Origin of the sequence: Cellulomonas biazotea, from assembly GCF_004306155.1 — a bacterium.
Taxonomy (GTDB): domain Bacteria; phylum Actinomycetota; class Actinomycetes; order Actinomycetales; family Cellulomonadaceae; genus Cellulomonas; species Cellulomonas biazotea.
Genome location: NZ_BIMR01000204.1, coordinates 1 through 15296, shown reverse-complemented (window position 1 = coordinate 15296; position 15296 = coordinate 1). Strand labels below are relative to the sequence as shown.

The 15296-nt window shown below is 74.2% G+C and carries 14 protein-coding genes and 1 tRNA gene; 5 read left to right on the top strand and 10 right to left on the bottom strand.

Annotated elements, in window-relative coordinates; translation table 11 throughout:
* The 3 genes from CBZ_RS13255 to CBZ_RS13245 form a co-directional block, all read right to left on the bottom strand.
* The coding region (locus CBZ_RS13255; protein ID WP_130782000.1) for a hypothetical protein at positions 1-1358 on the bottom strand (1358 nt) is incomplete at its 3' end.
* Between the two features lie 76 nt (positions 1359-1434).
* Entirely contained in the window at positions 1435-1857 is a 423-nt protein-coding gene (locus CBZ_RS13250; protein WP_130781999.1) for an MmcQ/YjbR family DNA-binding protein, read from the bottom strand.
* A gap of 14 nt (positions 1858-1871) precedes the next feature.
* Entirely contained in the window at positions 1872-2258 is a 387-nt protein-coding gene (locus CBZ_RS13245; protein WP_130781998.1) for an iron chaperone, read from the bottom strand.
* A gap of 92 nt (positions 2259-2350) precedes the next feature.
* Between CBZ_RS13245 and CBZ_RS13240 the strand changes: the two genes are divergently transcribed.
* The gene (locus CBZ_RS13240; RefSeq protein ID WP_130781997.1) at positions 2351-3073 is read left to right on the top strand and encodes a class I SAM-dependent methyltransferase; all 723 of its coding nucleotides are present in this window, start codon (positions 2351-2353) and stop codon (positions 3071-3073) included.
* Positions 3074-3151: 78 nt separating this feature from the next.
* On the opposite strand, the gene CBZ_RS13235 is transcribed toward CBZ_RS13240, so the two are convergent.
* Both CBZ_RS13235 and CBZ_RS13230 read right to left on the bottom strand, forming a co-directional pair.
* On the bottom strand, positions 3152-4054 hold the full coding sequence (locus CBZ_RS13235) for a methyl-accepting chemotaxis protein (protein WP_130781996.1): 903 nt from the start codon (positions 4052-4054) through the stop codon (positions 3152-3154).
* Positions 4051-4581 (bottom strand): PAS domain-containing protein, encoded by a 531-nt coding sequence (locus CBZ_RS13230; RefSeq protein ID WP_246013362.1) that lies wholly within the window; start codon positions 4579-4581, stop codon positions 4051-4053. The genes CBZ_RS13235 and CBZ_RS13230 overlap by 4 nt, the downstream gene beginning before the upstream one ends.
* Positions 4582-4939: 358 nt before the next feature.
* Between CBZ_RS13230 and CBZ_RS13225 the strand changes: the two genes are divergently transcribed.
* Entirely contained in the window at positions 4940-6481 is a 1542-nt protein-coding gene (locus CBZ_RS13225) for a cellulose binding domain-containing protein (protein WP_130781994.1), read from the top strand.
* Positions 6482-6590: 109 nt separating this feature from the next.
* On the opposite strand, the gene CBZ_RS13220 is transcribed toward CBZ_RS13225, so the two are convergent.
* Both CBZ_RS13220 and CBZ_RS13215 read right to left on the bottom strand, forming a co-directional pair.
* Complete coding sequence (locus tag CBZ_RS13220) at positions 6591-7019, bottom strand: GNAT family N-acetyltransferase (protein WP_246013360.1); 429 nt, start codon at positions 7017-7019, stop codon at positions 6591-6593.
* Positions 7016-8281: a VWA domain-containing protein gene (locus CBZ_RS13215; protein ID WP_246013358.1), complete on the bottom strand. Its 1266-nt coding sequence runs from the start codon at positions 8279-8281 to the stop codon at positions 7016-7018. Before CBZ_RS13215 ends, CBZ_RS13220 begins: the two co-directional genes overlap by 4 nt.
* Positions 8282-8566: 285 nt before the next feature.
* Here CBZ_RS13215 and CBZ_RS13210 point away from each other — a divergent pair, with 285 nt between their 5' ends.
* Positions 8567-9688: an ATP-dependent nuclease gene (locus tag CBZ_RS13210; RefSeq protein ID WP_130781993.1), complete on the top strand. Its 1122-nt coding sequence runs from the start codon at positions 8567-8569 to the stop codon at positions 9686-9688.
* 504 nt (positions 9689-10192) lie between these two features.
* Here the strand turns inward: CBZ_RS13210 and CBZ_RS13205 are convergent.
* Positions 10193-10275, bottom strand: a tRNA-Leu gene (locus CBZ_RS13205).
* Between the two features lie 153 nt (positions 10276-10428).
* Between CBZ_RS13205 and CBZ_RS13200 the strand changes: the two genes are divergently transcribed.
* Positions 10429-11649 (top strand): AI-2E family transporter, encoded by a 1221-nt coding sequence (locus CBZ_RS13200; protein ID WP_130781992.1) that lies wholly within the window; start codon positions 10429-10431, stop codon positions 11647-11649.
* A gap of 85 nt (positions 11650-11734) precedes the next feature.
* On the opposite strand, the gene CBZ_RS13195 is transcribed toward CBZ_RS13200, so the two are convergent.
* Positions 11735-12619, bottom strand: a complete 885-nt coding sequence (locus CBZ_RS13195; RefSeq protein WP_130781991.1) for a dihydrodipicolinate synthase family protein — start codon at positions 12617-12619, stop codon at positions 11735-11737.
* Positions 12620-12796: 177 nt separating this feature from the next.
* Here CBZ_RS13195 and CBZ_RS13190 point away from each other — a divergent pair, with 177 nt between their 5' ends.
* Complete coding sequence (locus CBZ_RS13190; protein WP_130781990.1) at positions 12797-13165, top strand: DUF2200 domain-containing protein; 369 nt, start codon at positions 12797-12799, stop codon at positions 13163-13165.
* Between the two features lie 36 nt (positions 13166-13201).
* On the opposite strand, the gene CBZ_RS13185 is transcribed toward CBZ_RS13190, so the two are convergent.
* A partial coding sequence (locus CBZ_RS13185) for a helix-hairpin-helix domain-containing protein (protein ID WP_373862179.1) occupies positions 13202-15296 on the bottom strand: 2095 nt, incomplete at its 5' end.

Below are 15296 nucleotides of genomic sequence, written 5' to 3'. Positions count from 1 at the left end.
GCGCCCGGAGCGCCTCCGCCCTCGCCACCGCCCGTGCCCGCGGAGCGGACGAGCCGCCAGGTCGCGAGCGCCGCGGCGAGCACCACGAGCACGAGGACGCCGCCGGTGACGATCGGCGCGCGCCGCCCGGCCGGGTCGCTGCGGTCACCGGCCCGCACCGCCGCCGCCCGCGCACCGAGCGTGAGCGTCGCCGTCCCGACCACGGCGACCGCCGCAGCGCCGAGCACGAGCACGGGCACGTCCGCCGTCCCCACGACGACCCCCGCGAGGACCGCGCCGACGGCCGCCGCCGGCGCGACGACCGCGGCCGTCTCGAGCGCCGCCGCGGCCGTGAGCTGCCCGACCGAGGTGCCGCGCGAGCGCAGGACCGTCGTCTCGGTCGACCGCACCGCGCCCAGCAGGCGGGCGACCTGCGCGAGCGCGACGACGGCGACGACCGCGACGAGCGCGAGCGCGGCGCTCGTGACCGCGGCCACGGCGGTCAGAGCGGCGTCGGCGGCCCGCAGCGTCCCCGGCAGGTCGCCGCTCGTGGAGAGCCCGCCCGCCTGGACAGACTGCTCGGCGAGGACGACGAAGCGGTCGAGCCCTGCGGCGAGCGGCGCGAGGTCAGCCGGCTCGACACGCCCCGGGTCGGCGACGACGGTCCACCGCACGAGGTCGATGCCGGGCACGTCGGCCAGGACCGTCTCGTCGACCATCGCCGGGCCGAACGCGCCGGTCGCGGCGTCGACCCCGTCGGTGACGAGCGGCTCCCCCGCCCAGCGCGGGTCGGCGGGGTCGTCGGGCAGCCACGTCCCGACGACGGCCAGCACGCGCTCGGTCTCCCCGTCGCCGCTGACCACGAGCAGGTCGCCGACCGTGACGCCCAGGGCGTCCGCGGCCGCGGCGTGCAACGCCGCCGGGTCGGGTGCGTCGACGGTGCCCGCTGCCGTCGCGCCGTCCGGCCAGTCCCCGTCGACGAGCCGTGCCGCGCTCGTCAGGCCCGGGTCGGCGCCGAGCACGAGGTGCGGTCCGTCGTCGTCGGGCGCCGCCGTCAGGTCGGTCCGCACCGCGAGCGACAGCGAGCGCAGCGTGCGCGTCGCGTCGCCGGGGGTGCCCGCGAGCGCGGCGTCCAGGGCCTCCTGCGCCGCGGCCGTCTGGCCGGCGGTGTCGTCGTCGAGGCGGGTGCTCACCTGGAGGGACCCGCCGACAGGGCCGGCGTCGGCGAGGCTGTCGCGCGCGGCGTCCCGCGCCGCCCCGAGCGTCGCCGCGAGGGTGCCGCCGACGGTCGCGGAGACGACCACGCCGAGCAGCAGGACGAGGCCGAGCAGCCCGGCGTGCGCGCGCGCACGGCGCAGCAGCAGGCGGCTGGTTCTCACGTGGGGTCCTCCGCGGGCGGTCGGGCCGGGCGATCCTCTCACGTGCTGGACGGGTGACCAGCGCGGCGACTCCCGCTCAGCCGCGCCCCTCGGGGGACGTGTCGCCCGGGGTGTCCAGCTCGGGGTGCGTGTCGAGCCACGCCCGCGCGGCCCTCTTCGGCACGAGCGCGAGCCAGCCGTCGGTGACGACCTCGACGAGCTCGGCGGCGTCGAGCCGCTCGATCCGGGCGAGCACCATCGGGTAGCCGTCGAAGTGCGGCGTCGTGAAGTAGACGTCCGGCGCGGAGCCGAGCAGCGCCTCCTTGCCCTCCAGGTCGGGCGTGCGCAGCGCGAGGACGTCACCCGGCCACGCGTCGGCGCCGAGCGCGTCGTGGTCGGCGCGCCGCAGCGGCCGCTCCCACGCGAGCCCCTTGCCGTGCGCGAGCCACCGCCGCGGCCGGTCCTCGGTCGTGTCGGGCAGCGCGGCGACGGCCTCCCGGACGTCGTCCCACGTCGCCACGCCCGGCCCCGTCCTCAGCGTCCGCGGGCGGCGAGCGCGGCGTCGACCTCGGCGATGCGACCGCGGACGACCTGCTCCAGCGTGGCGCGGGACAGGGGCGCGTCAGCGGTGAAGTGCAGCGTCGCGCCGGACCAGCGCCCCTCGGTCACGGTGTCCGCGAGGACACGCGCGAGCGGCGGGCTCTGCACGTGCAGGCTCAGGTGGGACGTGGCGTGCGACAGGCTGACCAGCGGCCTGCCGCGGTACGTGACGCACGGGACCTGGTAAGAGATCCGCTGGCCCGCGTCGGGCACGAGCGCGACGATCTCGTCCCGCACCTGCGCGAGCGCCCGGGCGGCGTCGGGCGGCAGGGCGGCGAGGTACTCCTCCACGGTGGACGTCGGGGCGTCTCCTCGGGCCATGACCACCACCGTAGGTCCCGGCCGGCGCCCCGACCAGGGGGTTAGCGTGCCCGTGCCCCTCACCCGAGCCCTCCCGAGCGACCGGAGACCCTGTGCGCATCACGACCGTGGACCAGCTGCTCGACCTGCTCGACGACCTGTTCGACGGTCGCGCCGACGCGACGTCGCGCGCGGCGTCGGCGCACTGGGACGAGGTGCTGGCCCGGCCCGGGCACCCCCTCGCGGTCGACGCACCGGACGCGGTCCTGCCCGTGTGGCGCGACGCGGGCCTGCTGCCGTTGGGGAGCCTGTCGACGGCGCTCGACGTGGGCTGCGGCCTGGGCCGCAACAGCCGCTGGCTCGCACGCCAGGGCCTCGCGGTCACCGGCATCGACATCGCGCCGGGTGCGCTGGCCCGGGCGGCGACCACGGAGCCTGCCGCGTCGGTCACGTACCGCGACGTCGACGTGCTGCGCGAGCCCGTCCCGGGCGCGCCGTTCGACCTCGTGTACGACTCGGGCTGCTTCCACCACCTGGCGCCGCACCGCCGGATCAGCTACCTCGCGGCGCTGGACCGGCTGGTCGCGCCGGGCGGCTGGTTCGGGCTGTGCACGTTCGCGGCGGGCCGGATGGGCGCGGCGGACGACGACGCGACGCTGCTGCGCGAGGGCGCGCTCGGGGAGGGCGTCGGCTACACGCAGGACGAGCTGCGGCAGGTGTTCGCCGCGTACGAGCCCGTGTGGACCGGGCCGATGCCGGGTCCCGGCGCCGTCACGGAGCCCGTGTTCGCCCACGACTTCCTCACCGTCGCGCTGTTCCGCCGTCCGGCGTCCTGACGCGCGCCCGCTCCGCGCGGACACGTCGAGCGGCACCACGGTGTGGCTGCACAGGGCCGCACCGACCCACGCGCGACGTCAGCTCGCGAAGCGCCCGATGTCCGCGCGCAGTGTCTCCGCCATCCGCGCCAGACCGCCCTCGTCGTGACCTGCTGCCGCCGCGACACCCGACGCCGCGGCGTCGATCTCCGCGATGAGTCCCGCGACCCGGCCGATCGACCCGGCGACCTCCCGCGCGACCGACTGCGCCTGCGCGACCTGGTCCGCGATGTCCGCCGACGAGGTCGCGACGCGATCGGACAGCGACTTCACCTCGCCCGCGACGACACCGAACGCCCGACCGCGGTCGCCCGCCCGGGCCGCCTCGATCGTCGCGTTGAGCGCCAGCAGCCGGGTCTTGGCCGCGACGTCCTGGATGAGGGTCACGGCGACCCCGATGGTGGACGACGCCGCCTCGAGGCGCCCGACGAGCGCCACGGTGGCGTCGAGCTCGTCGACGCCCGTGCGCACCGAGTACCGCAGGCTGTCCGCCGACGCCCCGAGCTCCGTCGAGGCGGCAGCGACGTGCTGCGAGACCTCGACGGCCTGCGCGCCGATCTCGTCGCGGACCCGCTCCTCCTCGCGCGCGGCCGCGTCGGCCTCGCGCATGACGTCCCGGGCCGCGTTGATGCGGCGGGCGCCTTCCCGGTACGCGCCCGGCATCCCCCGCTCGACGAGCGTCCGGTGAAAGCGCCCCTGCGCGCTCGCGGTGAGCGCGGCGCCCGACTCGCGCACGAACGCGTCGACGACGTCGAGCAGGGCGTTGATCGCGTCGCCCACCTCCGCGAGCGCCGGGTCGTCGAGCTCCGGGGCACGGGCCTCGAGGTCACCGGCCGCAGCGCGGCGCAGCGTCGCGACGACGGGCGCGAGCGCGGTGGGATCCATGCCCGCACGCGCGGCGGCCGCGCGGGACGTCGCGCCCTCGGCGGTGCCACGCCTCATCGGATGCCTCCGTTGCTGTTGATGACGTCCCAGACCCACTCCTCGTAGGTGACGCCGCGCTCCGCCAGCAGGCTCGCGAGCAGCTCGCTCGACGCCGCGACGGCCGCGTTGCCGGTCGCGTGCCGGGACTCCTCGGCGAGCAGCACGGCGTAGAGCTCCTCGACGGCGCGCACGGCGGACGGCTCCGGGAGCCGGCGGTTGGAGTGGTAGCCGACGGGTGTGCCTGCCGCGTCGGCGGACGGCGTGACGTGGGCGAGCACCCAGTAGAACGACCCGTCCGCGGCGAGGTTCTTCACGTACGCGAAGATCTCGTCGCCCTGCTCGACGGTCTCCCACAGGGCGCGGAACACCGCGCGCGGCATGTCCGGGTGCCGGATCAGCGCGTGGGGCTTGCCGATGAGGTCGCGCCGGGAGTACCCCGAGACGCGCACGAACACGTCGTTCGCGTACGTGATCCGGCCCTGCAGGTCGGTCTTGGAGACGATGATCTCCTCGCGGCCGAACGTCGTCTCCTCGTGCGTGGGCACCACGACACCTGCGCGCACGTGCGATCCCCGTCCCGGTCCTGGTCGCGCGGGCGTACGCAACGGGTCGACGTTCCCGTGCCGGGGTCGAGGCGCGGAAGCGCCTGCGTGCGCCGAACGGGTGACGCGTGTCGCCGGGCGCTCGCCGGAGCCGCCGCGACCGGGACCTGGGTCCTACCCGGCGCGCGAACGCAGTGTGACGACGGACACGACGCACGACCCGTCGTCACGGGCAGCGACCTGCGGGGCGACGGGCCTGGTCGTCGAATCGCTTCACCCGGGTGCGCGGCCCGTCCGACCGGCGGTACCAAGGGGACGCCGCCGCCGACCGGCCGGCTCCACCCCGACGAAGGGACCTGGCGTGCGACGACTGCGGGCCGCCGTGGCGCTCACCTCGATCGCGACCTGCGTCGCGCTGATCCCAGGGGCCGCGATCGCGGTCCCCGCCCTCGCCGCGGGGTCCGTCCCCACCGCGTCGTCGGGCCTCGCCGCCACCGCGCACACCGCGGGGCGGGTCGCCGTCGCCGGCGACACGTGGCAGCACGCGTGGCCGGGCGTGTACGTCGAGGGCCGGTTCCGCGGGACCGGCGTCGGCATCGTGCTCGCCGACACCACGGGCGACTACGACGTCGCGGTCGACGGGCGCACGGTCGCGACCCTCGTGACACCGGGCAGCACGACGCACCGCGTCTCCGGGCTGACCTCCGGCGAGCACACGGTGCGGGTCGTCAAGCGCAGCGAGGTCCCGTGGGCGACCAGCACGTTCGGCGGCTTCGTCCCCGTCGACGGCAGCACGATCCTGCCCGCACCGCCCGACCGGGACCTGCAGCTCGAGTTCGTCGGCGACTCCTACACGGCCGGCTACGGCAACACCTCGACGAGCCGCGAGTGCACGGGCGACCAGGTCACCCGCACGACCAACGCCGACCTGTCCTTCGGGGCGCTCACCGCCCGCGCGCTCGGCGCCGACTACCAGCTCAACGCGTTCTCCGGACGCGGCATGGTGCGCAACTACGCGGGCGGCGAGCCGGGCACGAGCTACCGCACGTACTACGACCGGGCGCTGCCGGGCGTCGCGGGCGACGTGTGGGACCGCCCGGCGTCCTGGCAGCCCGACGCCGTGGTCGTCGGTCTCGGCATCAACGACTTCTCGACGGCCCTCGGGTCCGGCGAGGCGTGGGCGTCGACGACCGCGCTCCGCGAGGCGTGGGTCGACGCGTACCACGGCTTCCTCGACACGCTCCGGTCGCGGTACCCGGACGCGTTCCTCGTGGTCAGCGCGACGTACGTGCACACCGGCACCGACCTGCCCGACCTCGCGCAGCGCGTCGTCGACGAGCGCCGCGCCGACGGCGACGACCGCGTCCGCTACTGGTACTACGGCAACGAGGGCCTCGACTACGGCGGCTGCCACTGGCACCCGTCGGTGCGCGACCACGAGGTGATCGCCGGGAAGCTCACCGCGTTCCTCACCGCGCTCCCCCTCGGCGGCGGCCCGACGCCGACCCCGACACCCACCGTCACTCCGACCCCCACGCCCACCCCCACGCCCACGGTGACCCCGACACCCACGCCCACCCCGACGCCGACGCCGACGCCGACGGTCCAGCCCAGCGCGTGCCGGGCGGCCCTCACGGTCGGTGGACGGTGGCCCGGCGGCTACCAGGCGTCGGTCGAGGTGACCGCGACCACCGCGATCCGGCGCTGGACGACGACGCTCACGCTCCCCGCCGGCGGCGCGCTCACGCAGCTGTGGTCGGGCGACGCCACCACGTCGGGCCAGGTCGTCACCGTGACGAGCAAGGACTGGAACGGCACCCTCGCGGCGGGCCGCACGACGGTCTACGGCTTCCTCGGGACGGGCACCCCGCCCGCCGACGGCGCCTTACCCTGCTCGGCCTGACCGACGCCTCGCGCCTCCGGCCGCCCGGTGCGGGCCCCGACCGACCGTCGAGGCCCGCACCGCGTCCTCGCGGCGCGGGGCGGCCGCCCAGATCGTGCCGGCGCCGGGGTCAGCGCAGGCGCACCAGCCCGGCGCCCGTCGGCGCGAAGCCGCACGCGCCCAGGTAGAAGTCCCGCAGGCCGTCCTCGAGGTCGACGTGCAGCCACTCGCACCCCGACGCCGCCGCGTGCTCGCGCGCGACCTCGACCAGCCGCACCCCGATCCCCCGCCGGCGGGCCCGCAGCGCCACGGACGTGTCGACGACGAAGGCGTGCACCGCCCCGTCCCACGGCACGTTGACGAAGCCGACCAGGCCGTCGTCGTCGCGGGCAGTCACCCACCCGAGGCTGAGGCGCGACACCCGGTCGTGCCACGGCTCGTCGCCCGGCGGGTGCCCGAACGCCTCCGCGTGCAGGGCGTCGACCTCGGCGTCCGAGAACGTCCCTCGCCACGCGTACGTGACCGCCGCACCGCCGGACCCGGCGGTCATCGCGCTCATCGCCCCAGCGACGCCCGCGCGGGGTGCCCCGCCGGGTAGTACGCCCGGACCCAGTCGGGGAACTCCTGCACGAGCCGGTCGTACAGCTCGGCGTCCGGAACGGCGTCGATGTCGTCGAGCGCGAAGAAGCCCGTGTTGTCCACGGCGCGTCCCTGCAGGTCGTCGAGCCGCGCGAGGATCCCGTAGCTCGCCCGGCCGAGACCGATGAACTGCCAGAACACCGCCGCGGGGACGGCCGCTCGGATCGCGGCCTCTGTGCCCTTGTTGTCGGTCACGCCGCCGTCGTGGAAGAACAGCACGAGCGTCGGGACGTCGGTCGACTGGGTCGCGACGTACCGCAGGACCTCCTCGATCGCGGCCGGCTCGTTGTTGTAGCCGCCCGCCTCGGTCGGCCGCTTGGTCGTGTACCTCTCGAGCCACTGCGGCAGGTCGCCGACCTGCAGGTCGTCCACCCGCACGCCGCGGGCACCCATGAGGAACATCTGCATCTCGGCGTCGTCGTCGAGCGCGGCCGCCACGGGCATGATCCGCTCGACCGCTCGCGCGAAGACGCCGCTGCGGAACAGCCCGGACGTCGACCCGCTGACGTCGAGCACCCCGATCACCCGGGCCTTGAGGCCCGTCGCGCCCTTCTTGGTGAGCGAGACGGTGACGAGCTCCTTGCGCAGGCTGAGGCGCTTGCGCATGTCCGGCGGCAGCCGCTCCTCGCCCTTGGTCAGCGAGATCGCCGGGGCGGACGGCGCCGGCGGCGCCGGCGCGGACGGTGCTGCCGGGGCGGCCGCGGCGGCCGGCTCCTCGACGTCCACGCCGAAGTCGCGCGCGAGCCCGGCGAGCCCGTCGGAGTACCCCTGCCCGACGGCCCGGACCTTCCACGCCCCGTCCCGCCGGTACACCTCGCACAGCACCAGCGCCGTCTCGGTGGTGAGCGACCCGGGCGTGAACGTCGCGCTCAGCGCCCCCGACGTGAGCGACACCCCGACCCCGGGCACCTCGCGGAACGTCTGCCCCTCGGCCGCGGGCGACGCGACGAGCACGACCCGCTCCGCCCCGCTGCGCAGTGCTCCGGGCGTCAGGTCGAGCGTGCGGCCCGCGAGCCGCGCGCCGGGCGCCTCCGGCTGGTTGAAGAACACCATGTCCGCGTCGCCGTCGACCTTGCCGGACGCGCTCAGCACGAGCGCCGTGAGGTCCACCGCACCGCTGACCTCCACCCGCACGGTCGCCTCGGGCAGCGGGACGTTCTGTCCGGCGTTCAACGTGGTCACGGGCACGGGCCTCCTTCTGCGAGCGCCCGGGGACCCGGGTCACCGCCGAGGGTACGGGGCACCCGACCGCAACACGAAGGGCCCGATCCGTGGATCGAGGCCCTTCGTGTTCGCTGTCTCAACGAGTGTCCGGAGGGGACGTGAATCAAGGACTACTCGCCTGACGACTTCTTTCCGACGACTCCGTGGGAAGAAGTGAAGGGTGTCCGCCTGAGCTACCGAGTCCGCCGCGGACAGGATGTCGTGACTCACGCAGTTCGCAAGCCGACTTCACGCTGGCGCGGGATGCCCGAGCGCCCGTCTCGGCGCACGTTCTTCCTCGATGTCTCGCGGACTCAACCGATCGACAGTCTCATCGGTTACGGCAAGGTCGCCCGCATCGAACTCGCGCAGAGCACTAACGAACTCGCGCTGTCAGACGACTATCGCAATAGCCTCTCGCGCGTCCTGGGTAGGACGTACGACTCCGGCTCCATCGTGCGTGACGACCGAGGGAAGCAGGTTGGCATCGTCTCGCACGACGGAACGACGTACTCGAACTTCCATCAAGGGGCCGGCGAGGACGCGACCACGGATCTCATGGCACTGCTGCAGGATGCACCACGGAACAGCCTGATCCTGATTGATGAGGTCGAGGCTTCGCTCCACCCGCGAGCGCAACGCAGACTCATGACGGAACTGATCAGTATCGCCACAACGCGTCGCCTCCAGCTCGTCGTCACCACGCACTCTCCTTACGTCCTCGAACAACTTCCTGCTGACGCACGGATCTACTTGAGGACGGCCCGCGGCGGACGACGCGAACCGGTCTACGGGGTCACTGCGGAGTATGCGATGACGCAGATGGACGACGAGCGTCACCCCGAGCTCACCTTGTACTGCGAGGACGAGTTCGCGGTCGAGGTCATCGAGCAGGTAGTTCGGCTGGCGGATCCCGCCCTGCTGGGCAGGCTGCGAATCATTCCGGTCGGACCCGCGGGGACTGTGCGGATCCTGGGAGAACTCGCGCACGCCGGGAGGTTCCCTGAGGCCGGGCTGGGAGTCCTGGATGCCGATGAGGATCCCGGTCAGGCCTGCATCGCACTTCCGGGTGCGAGGCTCGCTCCGGAGCGGTCTGTGTTCTCCTCGATGCAGGAGGAGAACTTCATCGCTATCGGGCAGCGACTCGGCGTTCATGCAGGAACGTTGATGGACGCTGTGGAGGACGCGATGCGGCTGGACGACCACCACACGTGGCCTGCACGCGTAGCGGAGCGTCTCGCCGGGACGATGCGGGCATCGAAGGTGCGCGACGCGTTTATCGACGTGTGGGTGCACGACGTACTCAGTTCTGAGGAACGAGAGACGTTCACGGATGCAATCCGGCAGCGCGTCCCCGCGATGGAGGCGACAGGTCTGGCCTTCTGACGACGAGCCGCTCGAGCCCGTCATGCCGGGCTCGAAGGTCGAGGCAATCGCCGGTGCGCGCGTCGATCGGCAGTCGTGGGCGGCGAGAGCTGCGGACGGTCGCAACGTGTCGTCTCTAGTGCGTGGCGGCAGAGTGGCCACTTGGAACGTGGTCCCGTCGTGCCGGTGCTTTGCCCGAACGCACCACGCTCCCGTCGGCAACGCGGTATTCGCCCTACGCCCAACTCGCGGCGAACCTGGTCCTCACGCCAGCACGCGCCCGAGGCCGGAGCGTCGAACTCGAACCGTGAGTACCCCGCGGGCTCCCGAATACCGTGAGCGAGCAGGGGGTCCAGATCCCCCTCCGGACACCACGCTGACGTGCGCAAACGCCACACTGTCGACCCCTATGGGCACACGGGTGGGCACACGGTGTGCCCACGGGCACACCGAACACGGAGACGAAAAACGCCTCTGACTCGCGTTTCCGCAGGTCAGAGGCGATTTCGTCGCTGTCTCAACGAGTGTCCGGAGGGGGACTTGAACCCCCACGCCCTTTCGGGCACTAGCACCTCAAGCTAGCGCGTCTGCCATTCCGCCACCCGGACAGGTGGACCGTCCGGGGGCCCGTAGGCTCCCTCAGGTGCGGCAGAAAAGATAGCACGGTGCGGCGGTCGGGCATGCATCCGCCCCCGGGTGCAGACTGACGGCACGGTGCCCGGCAGCGGCTCCGGCGAGGTGTCCGACCTGGATGGGGGGCCATGACCGACGCGACCAGGAGTCCGGGTCTGTCGACGGGGTCGGGCGCTGCGCGCAAGGTCGCGGGCGCACGACGCAACCCGAGCGCGTACGGCGTCGAGCACACCGCCCCGCACTGGCTGCGCGTGATGGCGGGCGTGTCGTGGCGGCTGCTGGTCGTGCTCGCGGCCGTCGCGCTGGTGTTCTACGCCACGTCCCGTGTGCAGCTGCTGTTCATCGCCGTCTTCCTCGCGTTCGTGTTCACGGCGGTGCTGCGCCCGATCGTGGACTTCCTGTCGCGGTTCATGTGGCGCGGCCTGGCGACCGGTCTGTCGATCCTCGGCGGGATCCTGTTCTTCCTGGGGCTGCTGACGTACATCGGCTACTCGATCGCCAACCAGTGGACCGACCTGACCAAGCAGTTCAGCGACGGCATCAGCCAGATCACGGACTTCCTGGAGAACGGGCCGCTGCCGTTCAGCATCACGAACGAGCAGATCGCCGAGTGGATCGGCAACGCGCAGCAGTGGGTGCAGGACCACGCGGGCGACCTCGCGTCGCAGGCCGCCGCGGGTGCCGGCTCGGTCGTCGAGATCTTCACGGCGCTCGCGCTGGCGATCTTCTGCACGGTGTTCTTCCTGGCGCGCGGCCAGGAGATGTGGACGTGGTTCCTCAACCAGCTGCCGACGCGTTTCCGGGAGACGTGGACGACCGCGGGCGGCGCCGGCTGGTACACGTTCTCCGGCTACACGCGCGGGACGGTCATCATCGCGGTGACCGACGGGCTCCTCGCGTTCATCCTGCTGTCCGTGCTGCGCGTCCCGCTGTCGGCGCCGCTCGCGGTCCTCGTCATGATCGGTGCGTTCATCCCGCTCGTCGGCGCCCCTGCGGCGATGCTGGTCGCGATGATCGTGGCGCTCGCCGCGAACGGGCTCCTGTCGGCGGCCATCGTCGGCATCGGCATCGCGCTCATCGGGCAGTTCGAGGGGCACATCCTGCAGCCGCTCGTCATGGGCAAGCAGGTGTCGCTGCACCCGGTCGTCGTGGCCTTGGCGGTCACCGCCGGGACGCTGACCGCGGGGATCCTCGGCGCCGTCATCGCCGTGCCGCTCGTGGCCGTCGTCTGGGCGATCTTCTCGCGGCTGCGGACGCTCGACCCGCCGATGGACGAGGACGACGCGGACGACGAGGTCCGGCCGACCGACGCCGAGGACGAGGTGGAGAGCGCCCCGGCGCACGGCTGAGACGCCAGGCAGCCGACGGCGCTCGTCCGCACCCGCGCGACCGCACGACGTCGGGGCGCGACCGCCGGGCGTCACGCGTCAGGCATCAGGCCACGACCGACGCGACCGCCCGGTCGACCGCGTCCCGCACGTCGGCGGGCGGCTCCAGCAGCGGGGCGGGCAGCGGCCCGAGGTCCAGCCCCGCGTGCCGGGCAACGGCACCCGCGAGCCGCATCGCACCCCAGCGCGCCCCGAGGTCCGTCAGCGGCGCGAGGCGGGCCGTCCACGCGTCGACCTCCGCCTCGTCCCCGGCCACGGCCGCCGCGGCGGTCGCGACCCACGGCCCCGGCAGCACGCCCGCGAGGCCGCTGTGCCACGTGCGCGCGCCGGCGAGCAACGCCTGTGCGCCGAGCGCGTCGCCGCTGAACCCGACCTCGACGTGCCCGGGCACGGACGCGAGGAGCGCCGCGCACCGGGCGCGGACGTCGTCGGCGTCCAGGCCACGGTCCTTCAGGCCGCCGACGCCCGGCAGCGCGGCGATCGCCGCGAGGTCGTCGACCGACAGCTCCAGGCCCGTCGTGCGGGGGTTGTGGTAGACCCACACGGGCACCTCGGCGACCGCCGCGACGTCCCGGTACAGCGCGAACGCCTCGGCGCCGGTGAGCGGCAGGTACGACGTCGTCGGCAGCAGGACCGCGTCGACGCCCGCCGCGCGCGCCGCGGCCGCGTGGCCGAGCACGTCCGCGGTCGTCAGCGCGCCGATGCCGCACACCACGGGCACCCGCCCGGCGACCGCCTCGACCGCGGCCCGCGCGACGCGCGCCCGGTCGCCGCCGTCGAGGTAGGCGAACCCGCCCGTGGAGCCCAGGACGGCGATCCCGTCGACCCCGGCCGTCACGGCGCGGTCCGCGAGCGCCGCGAGGACGCCCGGCGCGACGCCGCCCTCCGGGGTGCGCGGGGTGGGCAGGTACGCGGCGAGGGGTCCGAGCATCGTCGCAGGCTAGCGAACCGTGACGTCCGTGCGGGGGGCGTCCGCCGCCGGATCTCTGCACCGGACGAGCGGGCACGAGGGCGGGCGGGGCCACCGGTGCGAGACTGGTCCGAGACGAGCGATCCCCGTCGGCCCCGGACCACCGGGCGACGGGACGCGGACGACGGAGGTCGCACCATGCCGGGACACCGCATCTTCGCCATGAGCTTCGCCAGCATCTACCCGCTCTACGTGCAGAAGGTCGAGCGCAAGGGCCGCGGCAAGGACGAGGTCGACCAGGTCATCACGTGGCTCACCGGCTACGACGAGGCCGGGCTGGCACGAGTGATCGCCGACGAGGTCGACCTCGAGACGTTCTTCGCCCAGGCGCCCGCGATGAACCCCGACGCCACCCTCATCACGGGGCTGATCTGCGGCTACCGCGTCGAGGAGATCGAGGACCCGCTCATGCAGCAGATCCGCTGGATGGACAAGCTCGTCGACGAGGTCGCACGCGGCAAGAAGATGACGTCGATCCTGCGCGGCAGCGCGGCCCAGCGCGCCTGACCGGCCCGACCGCCGCACCACCCCCGGCGCGGGCGGCTAGCGGAAGTCGCGCGACGTCGAGCGGACCTTGAGCGACAGCACGCCGAGGTGCTCGGCGACGAGGTTCGTCGCCCCGTCCGAGCGTTCCAGGCGCCCGCGGACCACCAGGGCGCGCGACGTGCGGGCGACGTGCCGGAACCGCTGCCACAGGCCCGCCGAGCACACGATGTTGAGCAGCCCCGTCTCGTCCTCGAGCGACAGGAACGTCACCCCGCCGGCCGTGCCGGGACGCTGCCGGTGCGTCACGACGCCCGCGACCGCGACCCGTCGACCGGCCTCGTGGGCGAACGCGTCGACGACGCGCAGCACCCCCGCGGCGTCCAGGCCGTCGCGGACGAACTGCGTCGGGTAGGAGTCGACCGACACGCCCGTCGCCCACACGTCCGCGGTGGCCGCCTCGACGTCGCTGAGGCCAGGCAGCGTCGGCGCCTGCACCCCGACGCTCACCCCGGGCAGCGTGTCCGGCCCTTCCTGGGCGAGCGCGCCCGCCGCCCACAGCGCCTCCCGCCGGGTCGCGCCCAGGACGTCCAGCGCACCGGCCGTCGCGAGCGCCTCGAGCTGCGTCGTGCTCAGCCGCACGCGGCGGACCAGGTCGCGCAGGTCGGCGAACGGCCCGTGGGCGCGGCGCTCGTCGACGAGCCGCTGGGCGACGTCCTCCCCCACCGACCGGACCGACGCGAGCCCGAGCCGGACCGCCAGCGAGCGCGGCACGTCCGCCGCCGCGCCGGTGCGCACCCCCACGCCGACCGCCGGGCCGGTGCCGCTGGGCGCGGGGACGAGCAGCGGCTCGCCGCCCGGCGGCGTCGGCCCCGTGCGCTCGACGCACGCCTGCACGTCGGACGCCTGCACGTCCGGACGGAGCACCTCGACGCCGTGCCGGCGGGCGTCCGCGGCGAGGCTCTGCGGCGAGTAGAACCCCATGGGCTGCGCCGCGAGCAGGCCCGCGTAGAAGGCCGCCGGGTGGTACACCTTCAGCCACGCGCTCGCGTAGACGAGGAACGCGAACGAGTACGCGTGCGACTCGGGGAACCCGAAGTCCGCGAACGCGCGCAGCTTGTCGTAGATCTGCTCCCCCACCTCCGCGGTGATGCCGTGCGACGCCATGCCCGACAGCAGCCGCCCCTTGAGGGCCTCCATGCGTTCCGTCGAGCGCTTCGAGCCCATCGCGCGGCGCAGCTGGTCGGCCTCCGCGGGCGTGAAGTCGGCGACGTCGATCGCCATCTGCATGAGCTGCTCCTGGAACAGCGGCACGCCCTTGGTCTTGGCGAGCGACTTCTCCAGCAGCGGGTGCAGGTACGTGACCGCCTGGCGGCCGTGCGCGCGCTCGATGTACGGGTGCACCGAGTTGCCCTGGATGGGCCCGGGGCGGATGAGCGCGACCTCGATGACGATGTCGTAGAACGTGCGCGGCTGCAGGCGCGGCAGCGTCCCCATCTGGGCGCGCGACTCCACCTGGAACACCCCGACGGTGTCCGCGGCGCTCAGCAGGTCGTACACGCGGGGGTCCTCGGCAGGCAGCGCGTGCAGGTCGAGCGTCCGCCCCTCGTGCTCCGCGACCGACGTGAACGCGATCCGCAGCGCCGTCAGCATGCCGAGCCCCAGCAGGTCGAACTTCACGAGCCCCGCGTCGGCGCAGTCCTCCTTGTCCCACTGCAGCACCGTGCGGCCGGGCATCCGCGCCCACTCCACCGGGCACACCTCGATGACGGGCCGGTCGCACATGACCATGCCGCCCGAGTGGATGCCCAGGTGCCGCGGCAGGCGCAGGAACCGGTCGGCCAGGTCGACGACGTGCTCGGGGATCTCGTCGAGGTCGCTCGCGGCGGGCGGCAGCAGCGCGGGGACGACGTCGTGGCCGTCGGCCGTCGCCAGCCCCGGGACCTCGACGCCCTTCGGGGAGCGCCCGACCGGTCCCGCCGGGCGGGTCAGCACGGGCGGCGGCTCGTAGGTGTTGCCCCACATCGACGCCTTCGCGCGGCGCCGGTCGTCGCGGGCCGTGCGCACGGCGACCGCCCCGTCGGGCGGGGCCGCCGATGACGGCGCGCCGGGCACGGGCCCGACGTGACCGTCGTGCGGCCGGGCGGCGCGACCC